The 14,454-nt window shown below is 68.0% G+C and carries 11 protein-coding genes; all 11 read left to right on the forward strand.

The features are described 5' to 3' along the window. The first annotated feature begins 121 nt into the window (after positions 1 to 121). The 11 genes from rpoB to rpsG all read left to right on the forward strand — a co-directional run bounded on the left by rpoB (position 122) and on the right by rpsG (position 14,420). Positions 122 to 3,595, forward strand: a complete 3,474-nt coding sequence (rpoB, locus tag QM582_RS01790; protein ID WP_415081206.1) for a DNA-directed RNA polymerase subunit beta — start codon at positions 122 to 124, stop codon at positions 3,593 to 3,595. A 61-nt stretch (positions 3,596 to 3,656) separates the two neighbouring features. Beyond that, on the forward strand, positions 3,657 to 7,538 hold the full coding sequence (locus QM582_RS01795; protein ID WP_415081208.1) for a DNA-directed RNA polymerase subunit beta': 3,882 nt from the start codon (positions 3,657 to 3,659) through the stop codon (positions 7,536 to 7,538). Between the two features lie 721 nt (positions 7,539 to 8,259). Further along, complete coding sequence (locus tag QM582_RS01800; protein ID WP_415081210.1) at positions 8,260 to 8,712, forward strand: hypothetical protein; 453 nt, start codon at positions 8,260 to 8,262, stop codon at positions 8,710 to 8,712. A 120-nt stretch (positions 8,713 to 8,832) separates the two neighbouring features. After that, on the forward strand, positions 8,833 to 9,660 hold the full coding sequence (locus QM582_RS01805; protein WP_415081212.1) for a hypothetical protein: 828 nt from the start codon (positions 8,833 to 8,835) through the stop codon (positions 9,658 to 9,660). A 28-nt stretch (positions 9,661 to 9,688) separates the two neighbouring features. After that, complete coding sequence (gene rpiB, locus QM582_RS01810) at positions 9,689 to 10,177, forward strand: ribose 5-phosphate isomerase B (protein WP_415081214.1); 489 nt, start codon at positions 9,689 to 9,691, stop codon at positions 10,175 to 10,177. 125 nt (positions 10,178 to 10,302) lie between these two features. Beyond that, a complete protein-coding gene (locus tag QM582_RS01815) occupies positions 10,303 to 10,704 on the forward strand; it encodes a TOBE domain-containing protein (protein ID WP_415081216.1) in 402 nt (133 codons plus the stop codon). Beyond that, entirely contained in the window at positions 10,701 to 11,450 is a 750-nt protein-coding gene (gene modA, locus QM582_RS01820; RefSeq protein WP_415081218.1) for a molybdate ABC transporter substrate-binding protein, read from the forward strand. The genes QM582_RS01815 and modA overlap by 4 nt, the downstream gene beginning before the upstream one ends. Beyond that, positions 11,447 to 12,229 carry an ABC transporter permease gene (locus tag QM582_RS01825; protein WP_415081220.1) on the forward strand — a complete coding sequence of 261 codons (783 nt, stop codon included), beginning with the start codon at positions 11,447 to 11,449 and terminating at the stop codon, positions 12,227 to 12,229. The genes modA and QM582_RS01825 overlap by 4 nt, the downstream gene beginning before the upstream one ends. Continuing rightward, entirely contained in the window at positions 12,226 to 13,284 is a 1,059-nt protein-coding gene (locus tag QM582_RS01830; protein WP_415081222.1) for a sulfate/molybdate ABC transporter ATP-binding protein, read from the forward strand. Before QM582_RS01825 ends, QM582_RS01830 begins: the two co-directional genes overlap by 4 nt. Positions 13,285 to 13,578: 294 nt before the next feature. Continuing rightward, positions 13,579 to 13,950, forward strand: a complete 372-nt coding sequence (rpsL, locus tag QM582_RS01835; protein ID WP_020488528.1) for a 30S ribosomal protein S12 — start codon at positions 13,579 to 13,581, stop codon at positions 13,948 to 13,950. After that, a complete protein-coding gene (gene rpsG, locus QM582_RS01840; protein ID WP_298133051.1) occupies positions 13,950 to 14,420 on the forward strand; it encodes a 30S ribosomal protein S7 in 471 nt (156 codons plus the stop codon). The genes rpsL and rpsG overlap by 1 nt, the downstream gene beginning before the upstream one ends. Positions 14,421 to 14,454: the final 34 nt, after the last annotated feature.

Raw genomic sequence — 14,454 nt, forward strand, 5'->3', positions numbered from 1 at the left:
CGGCGTCCGATGGACTATAGTGTTTGTTTGCCCATCGCTCACCTACGACCCGTGATTTGACGCGGGCCGTTCTGCGTGCAAAGAACCGGTTCACACCGGGTTTCTTGGAAGGACCATCACCTTGGCCGTCTCGCGCTCTGCGTCGAAGAACACCAACGTCGTCTCCGCCTCCGGGCGGATCTCGTTCGCCAAGATCGCCGAACCCCTCGAAGTGCCGAATCTGCTCGACCTGCAGATCGAGTCCTTCGACTGGCTGGTCGGCAACGAGGCCTGGCGGGCCCGGGTCGCCGCGGCACTCGCCGAGGGACGTACCGACATCAACACCAAGTCGGGGCTGGAGGAGATCTTCGAGGAGATCTCCCCGATCGAAGACCTGTCGCAGACCATGTCGCTGTCTTTCCGCGACAACCGCTTCGAGGATCCCAAGCACTCGGTCGAGGAGTGCAAGGACCGCGACGTCACCTATGCGGCCCCGCTGTTCGTGACCGCCGAGTTCATGAACAACGACACCGGCGAGATCAAGAGCCAGACCGTGTTCATGGGCGACTTCCCGCTGATGACCGACAAGGGCACCTTCGTCATCAACGGCACCGAGCGGGTGGTGGTCTCGCAGTTGGTCCGTTCGCCCGGCGTCTACTTCGAGCAGACCCCGGACAAGACCTCCGACAAGGACATCTTCACCTGCAAGATGATCCCGAGCCGGGGCGCCTGGCTGGAGTTCGAGGTCGACAAGCGCGACATGGTCGGCGTCCGGCTGGACCGCAAGCGCAAGCAGAACGTCACCGTGCTGCTCAAGGCCCTGGGCTGGACCAATGAGCAGATCCTGGAGGAGTTCGGCGAGTACGAGTCGATCCGGCTCACCCTGGAGAAGGACCACACCGCCAACACCGACGAGGCGCTGCTGGACATCTACCGCAAGCTGCGTCCGGGCGAGCCGCCGACCCGCGAGGCCGCGCAGGCGATGTTGGAGAATTACTACTTCAACCCGAAGCGCTACGACCTGGCCAAGGTGGGCCGCTACAAGATCAACAAGAAGCTGGGCCTGTCGCTGCCGTTCGACACCCAGGTGCTGACCGTCGAGGACATCGTCTCGGCGATCCGCTACGTGGTGGCGCTGCACGAGGGTCGCGAGCAGCTCGGCGACCTGATCGTCGAGACCGACGACATCGACCACTTCGGCAATCGCCGGCTGCGCACCGTGGGCGAGCTGATCCAGAACCAGCTCCGGATCGGCCTGGGCCGGCTGGAGCGCACCGTCCGCGACCGGATGACCACCCAGGATATCGAGGCGATCACGCCGCAGACCCTGATCAACATCCGTCCGGTGTCGGCGGCGCTGAAGGAGTTCTTCGGAACCTCGCAGCTGTCGCAGTTCATGGACCAGACCAACCCGGTCGCGGGCCTGACCCACAAGCGCCGGCTCTCCGCGCTCGGCCCGGGCGGTCTGTCCCGCGACCGCGCCGGCATGGAGGTCCGTGACGTCCACCCGTCGCACTACGGCCGGATGTGCCCGATCGAGACTCCTGAGGGTCCGAACATCGGCCTGATCGGCTCGCTGGCCTCCTTCGCCCGGGTGAACGCCTTCGGCTTCATCGAGACCCCGTACCGCAAGGTCGTCGACGGCCGGGTCACCGACCAGGTCGACTACCTGACCGCGGACGAGGAGGATCGCTACGTCATCGCCCAGGCGAACGCCACCCTGGACGCCGACGGCGCCTTCGCCGAGGACCGGGTGCTGGTCCGCAAGAAGCACGGCGACGCCGACGAGGTGGCGCCGGCCGACGTGCAGTACATGGACGTCTCACCGCGCCAGATGGTCTCGGTGGCCACCGCGCTGATCCCGTTCCTCGAGCACGACGACGCGTCCCGCGCCCTGATGGGTGCCAACATGCAGCGTCAGGCCGTCCCGCTGATCCGCAACGAGGCGCCGTTCGTCGGCACCGGCATGGAGTACCGCGGTGCGGTCGACGCCGGTGACGTGACGGTGGCCGAGAAGCCGGGCGTGGTGACCTCGGTGAGCGCCGACATCATCGACGTGGCCAACGACGACGGCAGCTACCGCAGCTACCGGCTGGCCAAGTTCACCCGGTCCAACCAGGCCACCTGCATCAACCAGCGTCCGCTGGTCGCCGCCGGTGACCGGGTCGAGGTGGGCTCGCCGCTGGCCGACGGTGCCTGCACCGACAACGGCGAGATGGCGCTGGGCCGCAACCTGCTGGTCGCCTTCATGCCGTGGGAGGGTCACAACTACGAGGACGCGATCATCCTCTCCCAGCGGCTGGTGCAGGACGACGTGCTCACCTCGATCCACATCGAAGAGCACGAGATCGACGCCCGCGACACCAAGCTGGGTGCCGAGGAGATCACCCGCGACATCCCGAACATCGGCGATGACATGCTGGCCAACCTCGACGAGCGCGGCATCATCCGGATCGGTGCCGAGGTCGGCACCGGCGACATCCTGGTCGGCAAGGTCACCCCGAAGGGCGAGACCGAGCTCACCCCGGAGGAGCGGCTGCTGCGCGCCATCTTCGGCGAGAAGGCCCGCGAGGTCCGCGACACCTCGATGAAGGTGCCGCACGGCGAGACCGGAACGGTGATCGGCGTCCGGGTGTTCGACCGCGAAGAGGGTGACGAACTGCCCCCCGGCGTGAACCAGCTGGTCCGGGTCTACGTGGCCCAGAAGCGGAAGATCTCCGACGGCGACAAGCTGGCCGGCCGGCACGGCAACAAGGGCGTCATCTCGAAGATCCTGCCGGTCGAGGACATGCCGTTCCTGGAGGACGGCACCCCGGTCGACATCGTGCTGAACCCGCTGGGCGTCCCGTCCCGGATGAACGTCGGTCAGGTGCTGGAGACCCACCTCGGGTGGGTCGCCAAGACCGGCTGGGACGTCGCGGACGTCGACGAGCCCTGGGCCGACCGGCTCAAGGAGGTCGGTCTGGGCCGGGTCGAGGGCGATGCCCGGCTGGCCACCCCGGTGTTCGACGGTGCCAACGAGCACGAGATCGCCGGTCTGCTGGAGCACGGCCTGCCGCAGCGCGACGGGATGAACCTGGTGGACGCCGGCGGCAAGGCCCAGCTCTTCGACGGCCGCTCCGGCGAGCCGTACCCGGAGCGGGTCGGCGTCGGCTACATCTACATGCTGAAGCTGCACCACCTGGTCGACGACAAGATCCACGCCCGGTCGACCGGTCCGTACTCGATGATCACCCAGCAGCCGCTGGGCGGCAAGGCGCAGTTCGGCGGTCAGCGTTTCGGTGAGATGGAGGTGTGGGCGCTGGAGGCCTACGGCGCCGCCTGGGCGCTGCAGGAGCTGCTCACCATCAAGTCCGACGACGTCCCCGGCCGGGTCAAGGTCTACGAGGCGATCGTGAAGGGCGAGAACATCCCCGAGCCGGGCATCCCGGAGTCGTTCAAGGTTCTGGTCAAGGAGATGAAGTCGCTGTGCCTGAACGTCGAGGTGTTGTCCTCCGACGGCCAGGTCGTCGAACTTCGTGACTCCGAGGACGATTTCCGCTCCGCCGAGGAGTTCGGGATCGATCTGTCCCGCCGCCCGGGCGCCGATTCGTTCGCCGCCCTCGACGAGGTCTGAGTCAACCGCTCAGTCGCCAACAACTCAGACTCAAGTCCTTCCAGGAGAGAGAGAACAACACGTGCTGGACGTGAACTTCTACGACGAGCTGCGCATCGGGCTGGCCACCGCGGACCAGATCCGCGAGTGGAGCCACGGCGAGGTCAAGAAGCCCGAGACGATCAACTACCGCACGCTCAAGCCGGAGCGCGACGGCCTGTTCTGCGAGAAGATCTTCGGTCCCACCCGGGACTGGGAGTGCTACTGCGGCAAGTACAAGCGGGTCCGCTTCAAGGGCATCATCTGCGAGCGCTGTGGCGTCGAGGTGACCCGCTCCAACGTCCGCCGCGAGCGGATGGGGCACATCGAGCTGGCCGCGCCGGTCACCCACATCTGGTACTTCAAGGGCGTCCCGAGCCGGCTGGGCTACCTGCTGGACATCGCCCCGAAGGACCTGGAGAAGGTCATCTACTTCGCCGCGTACATGATCACCGCGGTGGACGTGGACGCCCGGCACCGCGACCAGCAGTCGCTGGAGGCCAAGGTCGAGGTCGAGCGCAAGCAGCTGGAGCAGCGTCGTGACAACGACGTGAACACCCGGATGGCGAAGCTCGAGGAAGACCTCGCGCAGCTGGAGGCCGAGGGCGCCAAGGCGGACATCAAGAAGAAGGTCCGCGACGGTGCCGAGCGCGAGCTGCGCATGGTCCGCGACCGCGCGCAGCGCGAGATCGACCGGCTGGATGCGGTCTGGACCCGGTTCAAGAACCTCAAGGTCCAAGACCTCGAGGGCGACGAGATCCTCTACCGCGAGATGAAGACGCGCTTCGGCAAGTACTTCGAGGGCTACATGGGTGCCGAGGCGATCAAGAACCGCCTGGCCACCTTCGACCTGCAGGCCGAGTCCGATTCGCTGCGCGAGATCATCGCCACCGGCAAGGGCCAGCGCAAGACCCGGGCGCTGAAGCGGCTCAAGGTCGTCTCGGCGTTCCTGAACACGGTGAACAGCCCGTCCGGCATGGTGCTGGACGCCGTCCCGGTGATCCCGCCGGACCTGCGTCCGATGGTGCAGCTGGACGGCGGCCGGTTCGCGACATCCGACCTCAACGACCTGTACCGCCGGGTGATCAACCGGAACAACCGGTTGAAGCGACTGCTCGACCTGGGCGCGCCCGAGATCATCGTGAACAACGAGAAGCGGATGCTGCAGGAGGCCGTCGACTCGCTGTTCGACAACGGACGCCGCGGCCGTCCGGTGACCGGGCCGGGCAACCGTCCGCTGAAGTCGATCTCCGACATGCTGAAGGGCAAGCAGGGCCGGTTCCGGCAGAACCTGCTGGGCAAGCGCGTCGACTACTCGGGCCGTTCGGTCATCGTGGTCGGCCCGCAGCTCAAACTGCACCAGTGCGGCCTGCCCAAGGCGATGGCGCTGGAGCTGTTCAAGCCGTTCGTGATGAAGCGGCTGGACGACCTGAACCTGGCGCAGAACATCAAGAGCGCCAAGCGGATGGTCGACCGGCAGCGTCCGGTGGTGTGGGACGTCCTCGAAGAGGTCATCTCCGAGCACCCGGTGCTGCTGAACCGTGCACCCACCCTGCACCGGCTGGGCATCCAGGCGTTCGAGCCGCAGCTGATCGAGGGCAAGGCGATCCAGATCCACCCGCTGGTCTGCACCGCCTTCAACGCCGACTTCGACGGCGACCAGATGGCCGTGCACCTGCCGCTGAGCGCGGAGGCGCAGGCCGAGGCCCGGATCCTGATGCTGTCCACCAACAACATCCTGAAGCCGGCGGACGGTCGTCCGGTGACCATGCCCACCCAGGACATGGTGATCGGCCACTACTTCCTGACCATGGAGCAGCCGAAGGCGATCGGCGCGGGCCGGGTGTTCGCGTCGGTGTCCGAGGCGATCATGGCCTTCGACCGCAACGAGCTGGCGATCGGTGCCCCGTGCACCATCCGGTTCCGCGACATCGTGCCGCCGGAGGGCGTCGAGGCGCGTGCAGACGGCAGCTTCCTGCTGGAGACCACGCTGGGCCGTGCGCTGTTCAACGAGGCGCTGCCGACCGACTACGCGTTCGTGAACGTCGAGGTGGGCAAGAAGAAGCTGGGCCAGATCGTCAACGACCTGGCCGAGCGCTACCCGAAGATCGAGGTGGCGGCGACCCTGGACCGGTTGAAGGACCTGGGCTTCCGCTGGGCCACCCGTTCCGGCGTCACGGTGTCCATCTCGGACGTCCAGACCCCGCCGAGCAAGCCGGAGATCCTGGCGTCCTACGAGTCGCGGGCGTCCAAGATCACCCGGCAGTACGAGCGCGGCAAGGTCACCGACGAAGAGCGGCACCAGGAACTGATCCAGCTGTGGACCGACGCCACCGCCGAACTCACCGCGGCGATGGAGGCCAACTTCACCCGGGACAACCCGATCTTCATGATGGTGCACTCCGGCGCGCGAGGGAACATGACCCAGATGCGCCAGATCGCCGCCATGCGAGGCCTGGTGGCCAACCCGAAGGGCGAGATCATCGCCCGGCCGATCAAGTCCAACTTCCGTGAGGGCCTGTCCGTTCTGGAGTACTTCATCTCCACCCACGGCGGCCGGAAGGGCCAGGCGGACACCGCGCTGCGGACCGCCGACTCCGGTTACCTCACCCGGCGGCTGGTGGACGTCTCGCAGGACGTCATCATCCGCGAGGAGGACTGTGGCACCGAGCGCGGCCTGACCAAGGTGATCTCCGCCGAGGGACGCAACGGCAAGCCGACTGCGGCCCGCAACGTGGAGACCGCGGTCTACGCCCGTACCCTCGCCTCCGACATCACCAACGCCGAGGGCAAGGTGCTGCTGAAGGCCGGTGTCGACCTGGGCGACGTGAACATCCGCAAGCTGATCAAGCACGGCATCACCGAGGTCAAGGTGCGTTCCGTGCTGACCTGTGAGGCTGCGTCCGGCACCTGCGCGATGTGCTACGGCCGTTCGCTGGCCACCGGCAAGCTGGTCGACGTCGGCGAGGCGGTGGGCATCGTCGCGGCGCAGTCGATCGGTGAGCCCGGCACCCAGCTGACCATGCGTACCTTCCACACCGGTGGTGTGGCCGGCGACGACATCACCCAGGGTCTGCCCCGCGTGGTCGAGTTGTTCGAGGCCCGGCAGCCCAAGGGCAAGGCCCCGATCGCCGAGGCCGCCGGCCGGATCCGGATCGAGGACGGCGAGCGGAACCGCAAGCTGGTCATCGTCCGCGACGACGGCGAGGAGGACCTGGAGTACCTGCTGCCGCGCCGCGTCCGGCTGGAGTGGGAGGACAACAACGGCGTCCGGCACGCCACCAACGACGGCGACCACATCGCCGCCGGGGTGCAGCTCTACGCCGGTACGCCCGATCCTCAGGACGTGCTGCGGGTGAGCGGCCTGCGCAAGGTGCAGGAGCACCTGGTCGAAGAGGTGCAGGCGGTGTACCGCACGCAGGGCGCGCCGATCCACGACAAGCACATCGAGATCATCATCCGGCAGATGCTGCGCCGGATCACGGTGATCGAGTCGGGTGACACCTCGATGCTGCCCGGTGAGCTGGTCGACCGGAACATGTTCGAGACCCAGAACCGCCAGATGGTCACCGAAGGCCGGATGCCGGCTCAGGGCCGTCCGGTGCTGATGGGTATCACCAAGGCGTCGCTGGCCACCGAATCGTGGCTGTCGGCGGCGTCCTTCCAGGAGACCACCAAGGTGCTCACCGACGCGGCGATCCACGCCAAGTCGGACAGCCTGGTCGGCCTCAAGGAGAACGTCATCCTGGGCAAGCTGATCCCGGCCGGCACCGGCCTGGAGCGCTACCGGAACATCCGGGTCGAACCGACCGCGGAGGCCCGGGCGGCGGCCTACGAGCTCAGCTACGACCCGTACGACTACGACATCGCCAGCACCGGCATGTCGGTGTCGCTGGACGAGTTCGACATCGGCGACCTGCGCTGAGCGATCGCTGACGGACGGCCCCGGGGTATTCCCCCGGGGCCGTTCCCGTTTCTGGGCGATGGTGCCGCCTCCCGTTGACGGGGATGGTGACCCACTCTAAGGTTACGATTATCCCTACCGCCACCCCGGGAGATCCCATGAAGTATAGCTGGATGGGCCGATTTGGACCTATTGTTGGATTGGTCGTGATTTCTGGTTCCGGTTTATCGCTAGCACCTGCCCATGCTCAAACCTTGCCTAGCGCTGCGTGTGCTGAGGCGATTCCGGCGGGCGTGAGCGTGGACCGGATGTCGCCGCGAGCTTTGCCGGCTGCCTGCTGCGTCCAGAAGACGGAGTATTCACTCACGGCCGCCAACACGTACATACCATTCCCGGGTGTTGCCACGGCCACCAACGGCCGAGGGCCCGTCAAGAGTACGTTCAGTCGCTCGATTAATTCGACCGCGTCCATCAAGGTGGTCGCTGGAGTCGAGGCGGAGGCGGGTGTCGTCCTAGCCAAGGCCAAGACCTCGCTCGGCCTCGAACTTTTGTACAGCAATTCTACGACGATTACCAACTCCGTCACTCTGGATGCCCCGAAGGGCAAGTATGCGCACGGACAGTATGTTGCTTGGGCGAAGCAGGTCAAGTATCGGAAGTACCGTGTCAATGCGAATTGTTCGACGACGACCCTTCGAACCGGAACAATCAAGTATCCGCAAGCCAATGAAGGATGGCGGACGTGGGTCGACTCGTCGTCTTCAGTCTGATTCTGCTGGTGGGTGCGGGGTGCGCATCATCGCCCCCGACGCCGTCGGAGACCCCTCGCGCGCCGTACTCCGTCCCGACCCCATTTGTTGTTCCTTCTCCGATCGCCGAAGAGATCGCACGAGACGTCTGGAATGACGGCTCACGAACCACAACGGGGGGGAAGGTGGATCTACAGGGGGAGCGGTGGGTGGCGAGCGGCCAATGCGTGGGCGGTGGTGACTTGGCGGCTACCTATCGATTATCCGTCGATGGGAAGGAGGTCAGCTCGGGTACCATCATCTGCTCGACCGGCATTACGTACACGAACTCGGCGATCCAGCCCACTCGTGGCAAGCACGATGTGCGCGTCGTGTTCGGGCCGGAAGTGGAGAATGCTCTTTCAGCCTACGTTCGGGTGATACCTGAGCGTCTGGCCGGTCAGTGAGTACCGGCTGTGTGGGGTCGACCTCAACCACCCCGGGCGTCCGATCCAGCATGCCCGGTTGAGGCCCCGTCGATGTCAGCTCTGGAGGGTCTGGACCATCTCGCTCGGTAGGGTGCCTGTGTGTTTCCTGTGATCCTGCTGCGGCGGAGTTGGCTGATCGCGGCGCCGCTGTGGCTGCTGGTCGGTGCCGTGCTGCTGTGGGCGGCGTTCCAATGGGAGTGGTGGAGCTGGCTGCGCTCCGTGGTGATCGTGGTCGTCGCGGCGGTCGTCCTGATTTCGATCGGCACCTTCGTGGGCGGCCTGGCCGTGCTGACCCGGGACGGCTTCTGGCTGCCCGGGCAGGGCCGCGGACGATGGAGCGATGTCATCGACCGCGACGAGTACGAGTTGACGATGCGAGTCAGCGACCTGGACGGCAGCCCCGGTGAGGTGTCGTTCGAGCGGGTGGAGCGGTGGCCGGCGACGGCGCGGTGGCTTGATGCGCTGGTTCCCAAGGACCTGCCCAGGCTGGGGGAGGCCGAGCCGCATCCGGAGTTCGTGCGTGACCTCGACGAGTGGACCGATCGGCTGCTGGCCCGGCTACGCGAACGCTGCCAGCCGCCCGAGTGCCGCCGGCGGTGGGTGCTGCCGGATCAGCAGGACGGGCACCGGGTCGTGCTGAGCTTCGCGCCGACGGCGGCGGGCAGCCGCGTCGAGTTGTCGATCACCGGGTCCGAGGAGCTGCCCGAGATCAGCGTCGACGGCTGCTTCGCCGTGGAAGAGCTCAGCGGGGTCGAACTCGACGATTTCGGCGACCCGGACGCGATCGCGCGGGCCGCGGTCGAGAGGACTGCCGCCGTCCTGACGGCTGTATTCCAGGACGCGCCGCGGGCATCCATCGCCTCCTGGCAGATCGTCGATGCCGACGGCGAGACCGTCCAGTTCTACCCGGACAAACTGATGAAGTGAGTGGGTGCCGTCCCCTTAAGGTGGGCACATGAGGATCGTCGCGCACAGTGACCACGCCGGGGTCGAACTCCGGCTCGAGATGATCGCGCAGGCGCGGGAGCTGGGGCACGACGTGGACGACCTGGGCCCGGCGCTGGGCGAGAAGGTCGACTACCCGTATGCGGGCGCCGTGGTCGGGCACAAGGTGGCCTCCGGCGAGTACGACCTGGGCATGCTGGTCTGCGGTACCGGGGTGGGCATCTCGCTGGCCGCCAACAAGGTGGCCGGGGCGCGGGCCGTGGTCTGCTCCGAGCCCTACACGGCCCGGCTGTCGCGGCAGCACAACGCGTCCAACATCGTCGCGGTGGGCGAGCGGGTGGTCGGTCCGGGGGAGGCCCGGATGATCGTCGAGGCCTTCCTCACCGCCGAACCGGCGGGCGGACGACACGCCCAGCGGGCGGCGATGCTGACCGCGCTGGACGATCCGTCCCTCGACCTGGACGAACTCCGCCGGATGGGGCCCGCCTGCGGCGGCTGAAGCCCCGTCCGGCCGGAGCCGGGGAGACCTTGCGACACAACTGCCCGCCGGAGTGCTCTCCGGCTGATCGCCCGACCCCGTGATTCTTCCGAAAATGCCGTGTCTACGGTGCTATCGTCCTGCTCGTGACGCAACTACGGATCTCGGAGGCCGCGTCCCTGTTGGGGGTCAGCGACGACACCGTCCGCCGCTGGGCCGACCAGGGACGCCTCAGCCTGTCCCAGGACGCCTCGGGGCGCCAAGTCGTCGCCGGTGCGGAATTGGCCGTGCTGGCCCAGGAACTGGCCGGGAACACCGACGCCCTCGATCCGGCGGTCGGTCACCGTTCGGCCCGCAACCATTTCACCGGTCTGGTGACGAACATCGTCTCCGACACCGTCATGTCCCAGGTCGATCTGCAGTGCGGCCCGTTCCGGGTGGTCTCGCTGATCTCGACCGAGGCCGTCCGCGAACTCGGGCTCGAGGTGGGCTCGCTCGCCACGGCCGTCGTCAAGGCAACCAACGTAGGAGTAGAGGCTTTCCGATGAAGAGAATGAAGTGGCTTGTCGTTGGCCTCGCGCTGGCGCTGGGCTTCAGCGGATGCTCCTCCGCCGCTGCCGGCGAGAAGAAGGTGACCGTCTTCGCCGCGGCGTCGCTGACCAAGGTGTTCACCGATCTGGGGGCGTCCTTCGAGAAGTCCCACCCGGGCACCAAGGTGGTGTTCACCTTCGACGGATCCTCGGGTCTGGTCGATCAGCTCAAGGGCGGCGCCAAGGCCGACGTCTTCGCCTCGGCGGACGAGAAGAACATGAACAACGCGGTGGCCGCGAAGCTGACCACGGGCGAACAGACCATCTTTGCGCGCAACGTGCTGACCCTGGTCGTGCCGCCGGGCAACCCGGCCAAGATCACCGGGCTGAACGCCTCGCTGAACGGCAAGAAGCTGGTGGTCTGCGCGCCCGAGGTGCCCTGCGGCAGTGCCACCAACACGCTCGCCGGAAAGCTGGGGGTGAACCTGAAGCCGGTGTCCCAGGAGAGCAAGGTGACCGACGTGCTGGGCAAGGTGACCTCCGGTGAGGCGGACGCCGGCATCGTCTACGTCACCGACGCCAAGGGGGCCGGGGACAAGGTCCAGACGGTCGCCATCGAGGGTTCCGACCAGGTCGTGAACAACTACCCGATCTCGGTGGTCGCCGGAGCGCCCGAGCCGGCGCTGGCCGCCGAGTTCGTGTCCCTGGTCACCTCGCAGACCGGCAAGGACGCCCTGGCTGCGGCGGGCTTCGTCACGCCGTGACCCGTCCCGTGCCCCGCTGGGTCGGGGCACTCGCCGTTCTCGGCGCCCTGCTGATGGGGCTGCCGCTGCTGGGACTGCTGCTCCGGGCGCCCTGGCCGCGGGTGCCGGCGCTGCTGGCCAGCCCGGCCGCTCTGGACGCGCTCGGCCTCAGCCTGCGCACCTGCCTGGCCAGCACCGTGCTGTGCCTGGTGCTCGGGCTGCCGGTGGCGCTGGTGCTGTCCCGGCTGCGGGGCCGCTGGGTGGCGCTCGGACGGGTCGTGGCCACGGTCCCGATGGTGCTGCCGCCGGTGGTCGCCGGCCTGGCCCTGCTGGTCACCCTGGGACGCCGTGGTCTGATCGGCCAGGTGCTCAGCCTGGGCGGCATTGAGATCGGCTTCACCACCGCGGCGGTGGTGATCGCGCAGACCTTCGTGGCGATGCCCTTCCTGGTCGTCGCGGTCGAGGGGGCGCTGCGCAGCATCGACCCGGACGCCGAACTGGTGGCCGCGACCCTGGGCGCCGGACCGTCCCGGGTGCTCTGGCAGGTGACCCTGCCGGCGCTGCGTCCGGCGATCGCGTCCGGTGCCAGCCTGGCCGCGGCCCGGGCGCTGGGGGAGTTCGGCGCCACCATCACCTTCGCCGGCTCGCTGCAGGGCACCACCCGGACGCTGCCGCTGGAGATCTACCTGCAGCGCGAGGTGGACACCGACACCTCGCTGGCGCTGGCCGCGGTGCTGATCGGGCTGGCCGCGCTGCTGGTGCTGGCCACCACTTTGGTGGGCCGGGAGCGGACGGCATGACCGGGCTGGAACTCGACATCGACCTGCCGGCCCGCGGCGTCCGGGTGGCGCTGAGCGTGGCGCCGGGAGAGACCTGCGCGCTGATCGGACCCAACGGTGCCGGGAAGTCATCGGTGCTGGAGGCGGTGATCGGGGTGCTCACCCCGGCGTCCGGGGAGATCCGGCTGGACGGACGGCTGCTCAGCGGCCCCGGCGTCCGGGTGCCGGTGCATCACCGCCGGGTCGGTTGGCTGGCCCAGCGTCCGCTGCTGTTCGATCACCTCGACGTCCGCGACAACGTCGCCTTCGGGCTGGTCGCCAACGGGCAGCCGCGCGCGGCGGCGCGGCGCCGGGCGGCGCAGGAGCTGGAGCTGGTCGGCGCCGGCGAGCTGGCCGTACGGCGTCCGGGCAAGCTCTCCGGTGGTCAGGCGCAGCGGGTGGCGATCGCCCGCGCGCTGGCCGCCGAGCCGGACGCCCTGCTGCTCGACGAGCCGCTGGCCGCGATCGACGTCCAGGGTGCCGCGGAGATCCGGCAGGTGCTCACCGAGCGCCTCGCCCAGGCGCAGCAACCGGTGCTGCTGGTCACCCACGACCTGATCGACCTGTGGCGGCTCGCCGACCGGGTGCTGGTGCTGTCCGAGGGCCGGATCGTCGAGTCCGGCACGGTGGCGGACGTGCTGCGCCGGCCCCGCAACCAGTTCCTGGCGCACCTCGGCGGACGCAACCTGATCGCCGGCGTGGCGCTGGGACCGGACGCCCTGCAGGCCGGCGAGCTGGTCGTGCACGGGGTCGGCGACACCGCCCTGACCAGGGACGGGGCTACTCTGGCGCTGCTCGACCCGGCCGCGATCGCCGTCCATCTGACCTGTCCGGAGGGCAGCCCGCGCAACGTCTGGCCGGCCGTGGTCGCCGGGGTCGAGCAGCGCGGCGACGCCGCCCGGCTGAACTGCCGGGCCGAGGGCCACCCGCTGGCCGTCGACCTGACCCTGGCCGCGGTCGCCGAGCTCGGGCTCAGCCCGGGCTTGCCGGTGTGGCTCTCGGTCAAGGCCAGCCAGGTGCTGCTCTACCCGCGCTGACCTCGGTCCCGCACCCACCGCTCGCCTAACTATTTCGGGCTCGCCGAACTCGGCGAGCCCGAAATAGTTAGGCGAGCGGTGGGAAGGCGCGGCGTCCGGAGCGGTGCCGGGCCGGGGGCGCCCGCGTTTTTGCGCTCTCGGACGGCAGCCGGTAACCTTGGTGGTTGTGTTCGGGCGACCGAACCATCGTGTGTGCCCGTCGCGGCGACAGCTCGCCAGCGACGACGCGACACCCACAGCGAATCACGTTCGCCAGGACGTGCCTTCAACCACGACGGAAAGTGATACCAGCCGGTGCCCACCATCCAGCAGTTGGTCCGTAAGGGCCGCACTGACAAGGTCAGCAAGAACAAGACGCCCGCGCTCAAGGGCTCCCCGCAGCGCCGTGGCGTGTGCACGCGTGTGTACACCACCACCCCGAAGAAGCCGAACTCGGCGCTCCGCAAGGTCGCCCGCGTCCGGCTCTCCTCCGGCGTCGAGGTGACCGCGTACATCCCGGGTGTCGGGCACAACTTGCAGGAGCACTCGATGGTGCTGGTGCGCGGCGGCCGGGTGAAGGACCTGCCCGGCGTCCGCTACAAGATCATTCGCGGCTCGCTCGACACCCAGGGTGTCAAGAACCGCAAGCAGGCTCGCAGCCGTTACGGCGCGAAGAAGGAGAAGTAATGCCGCGCAAGGGCCCCGCACCGAAGCGCCCGGTCGTCGTCGACCCGGTCTACGGCTCGCCGCTGGTTTCCCAGCTGGTCAGCAAGATCCTGCTCGACGGCAAGAAGACCGTCGCGCAGAACATCGTCTACTCCGCTCTTGAGGGCACCCGGGCCAAGACCGGCGTTGACCCCGTGCAGACCCTCAAGAAGGCCCTGGACAACATCCGCCCCGCCGTCGAGGTGAAGAGCCGCCGGGTCGGTGGCGCCACCTACCAGGTGCCCGTCGAGGTGAAGCCCGCCCGGGCCACCACCCTGGCGATGCGCTGGCTGGTCAGCTTCTCCCGCGCCCGTCGCGAGAAGACCATGACCGAGCGCCTGATGAACGAGCTGCTGGACGCCTCCAACGGCCTCGGCGCCTCCGTCAAGCGCCGCGAGGACACGCACAAGATGGCCGAGGCGAACCGCGCCTTCGCCCACTACCGCTGGTGATCTGAGGCTCTCCCACCCCGCGGCACACGCCGTC

It is taken from the genome of Micropruina sp. (assembly GCF_047607385.1).
Classification (GTDB): Bacteria; Actinomycetota; Actinomycetes; order Propionibacteriales; family Propionibacteriaceae; genus Micropruina.

Bases quoted from the DNA above. Each gene is read 5' to 3' on its own strand.
- QM582_RS01830 (WP_415081222.1), top strand. From the start codon at position 12,226: ATGACCGGGCTGGAACTCGACATCGACCTGCCGGCCCGCGGCGTCCGG.
- rpiB (WP_415081214.1), top strand. From the start codon at position 9,689: ATGAGGATCGTCGCGCACAGTGACCACGCCGGGGTCGAACTCCGGCTC.
- rpsG (WP_298133051.1), top strand. From the start codon at position 13,950: ATGCCGCGCAAGGGCCCCGCACCGAAGCGCCCGGTCGTCGTCGACCCG.
- modA (WP_415081218.1), top strand. From the start codon at position 10,701: ATGAAGAGAATGAAGTGGCTTGTCGTTGGCCTCGCGCTGGCGCTGGGC.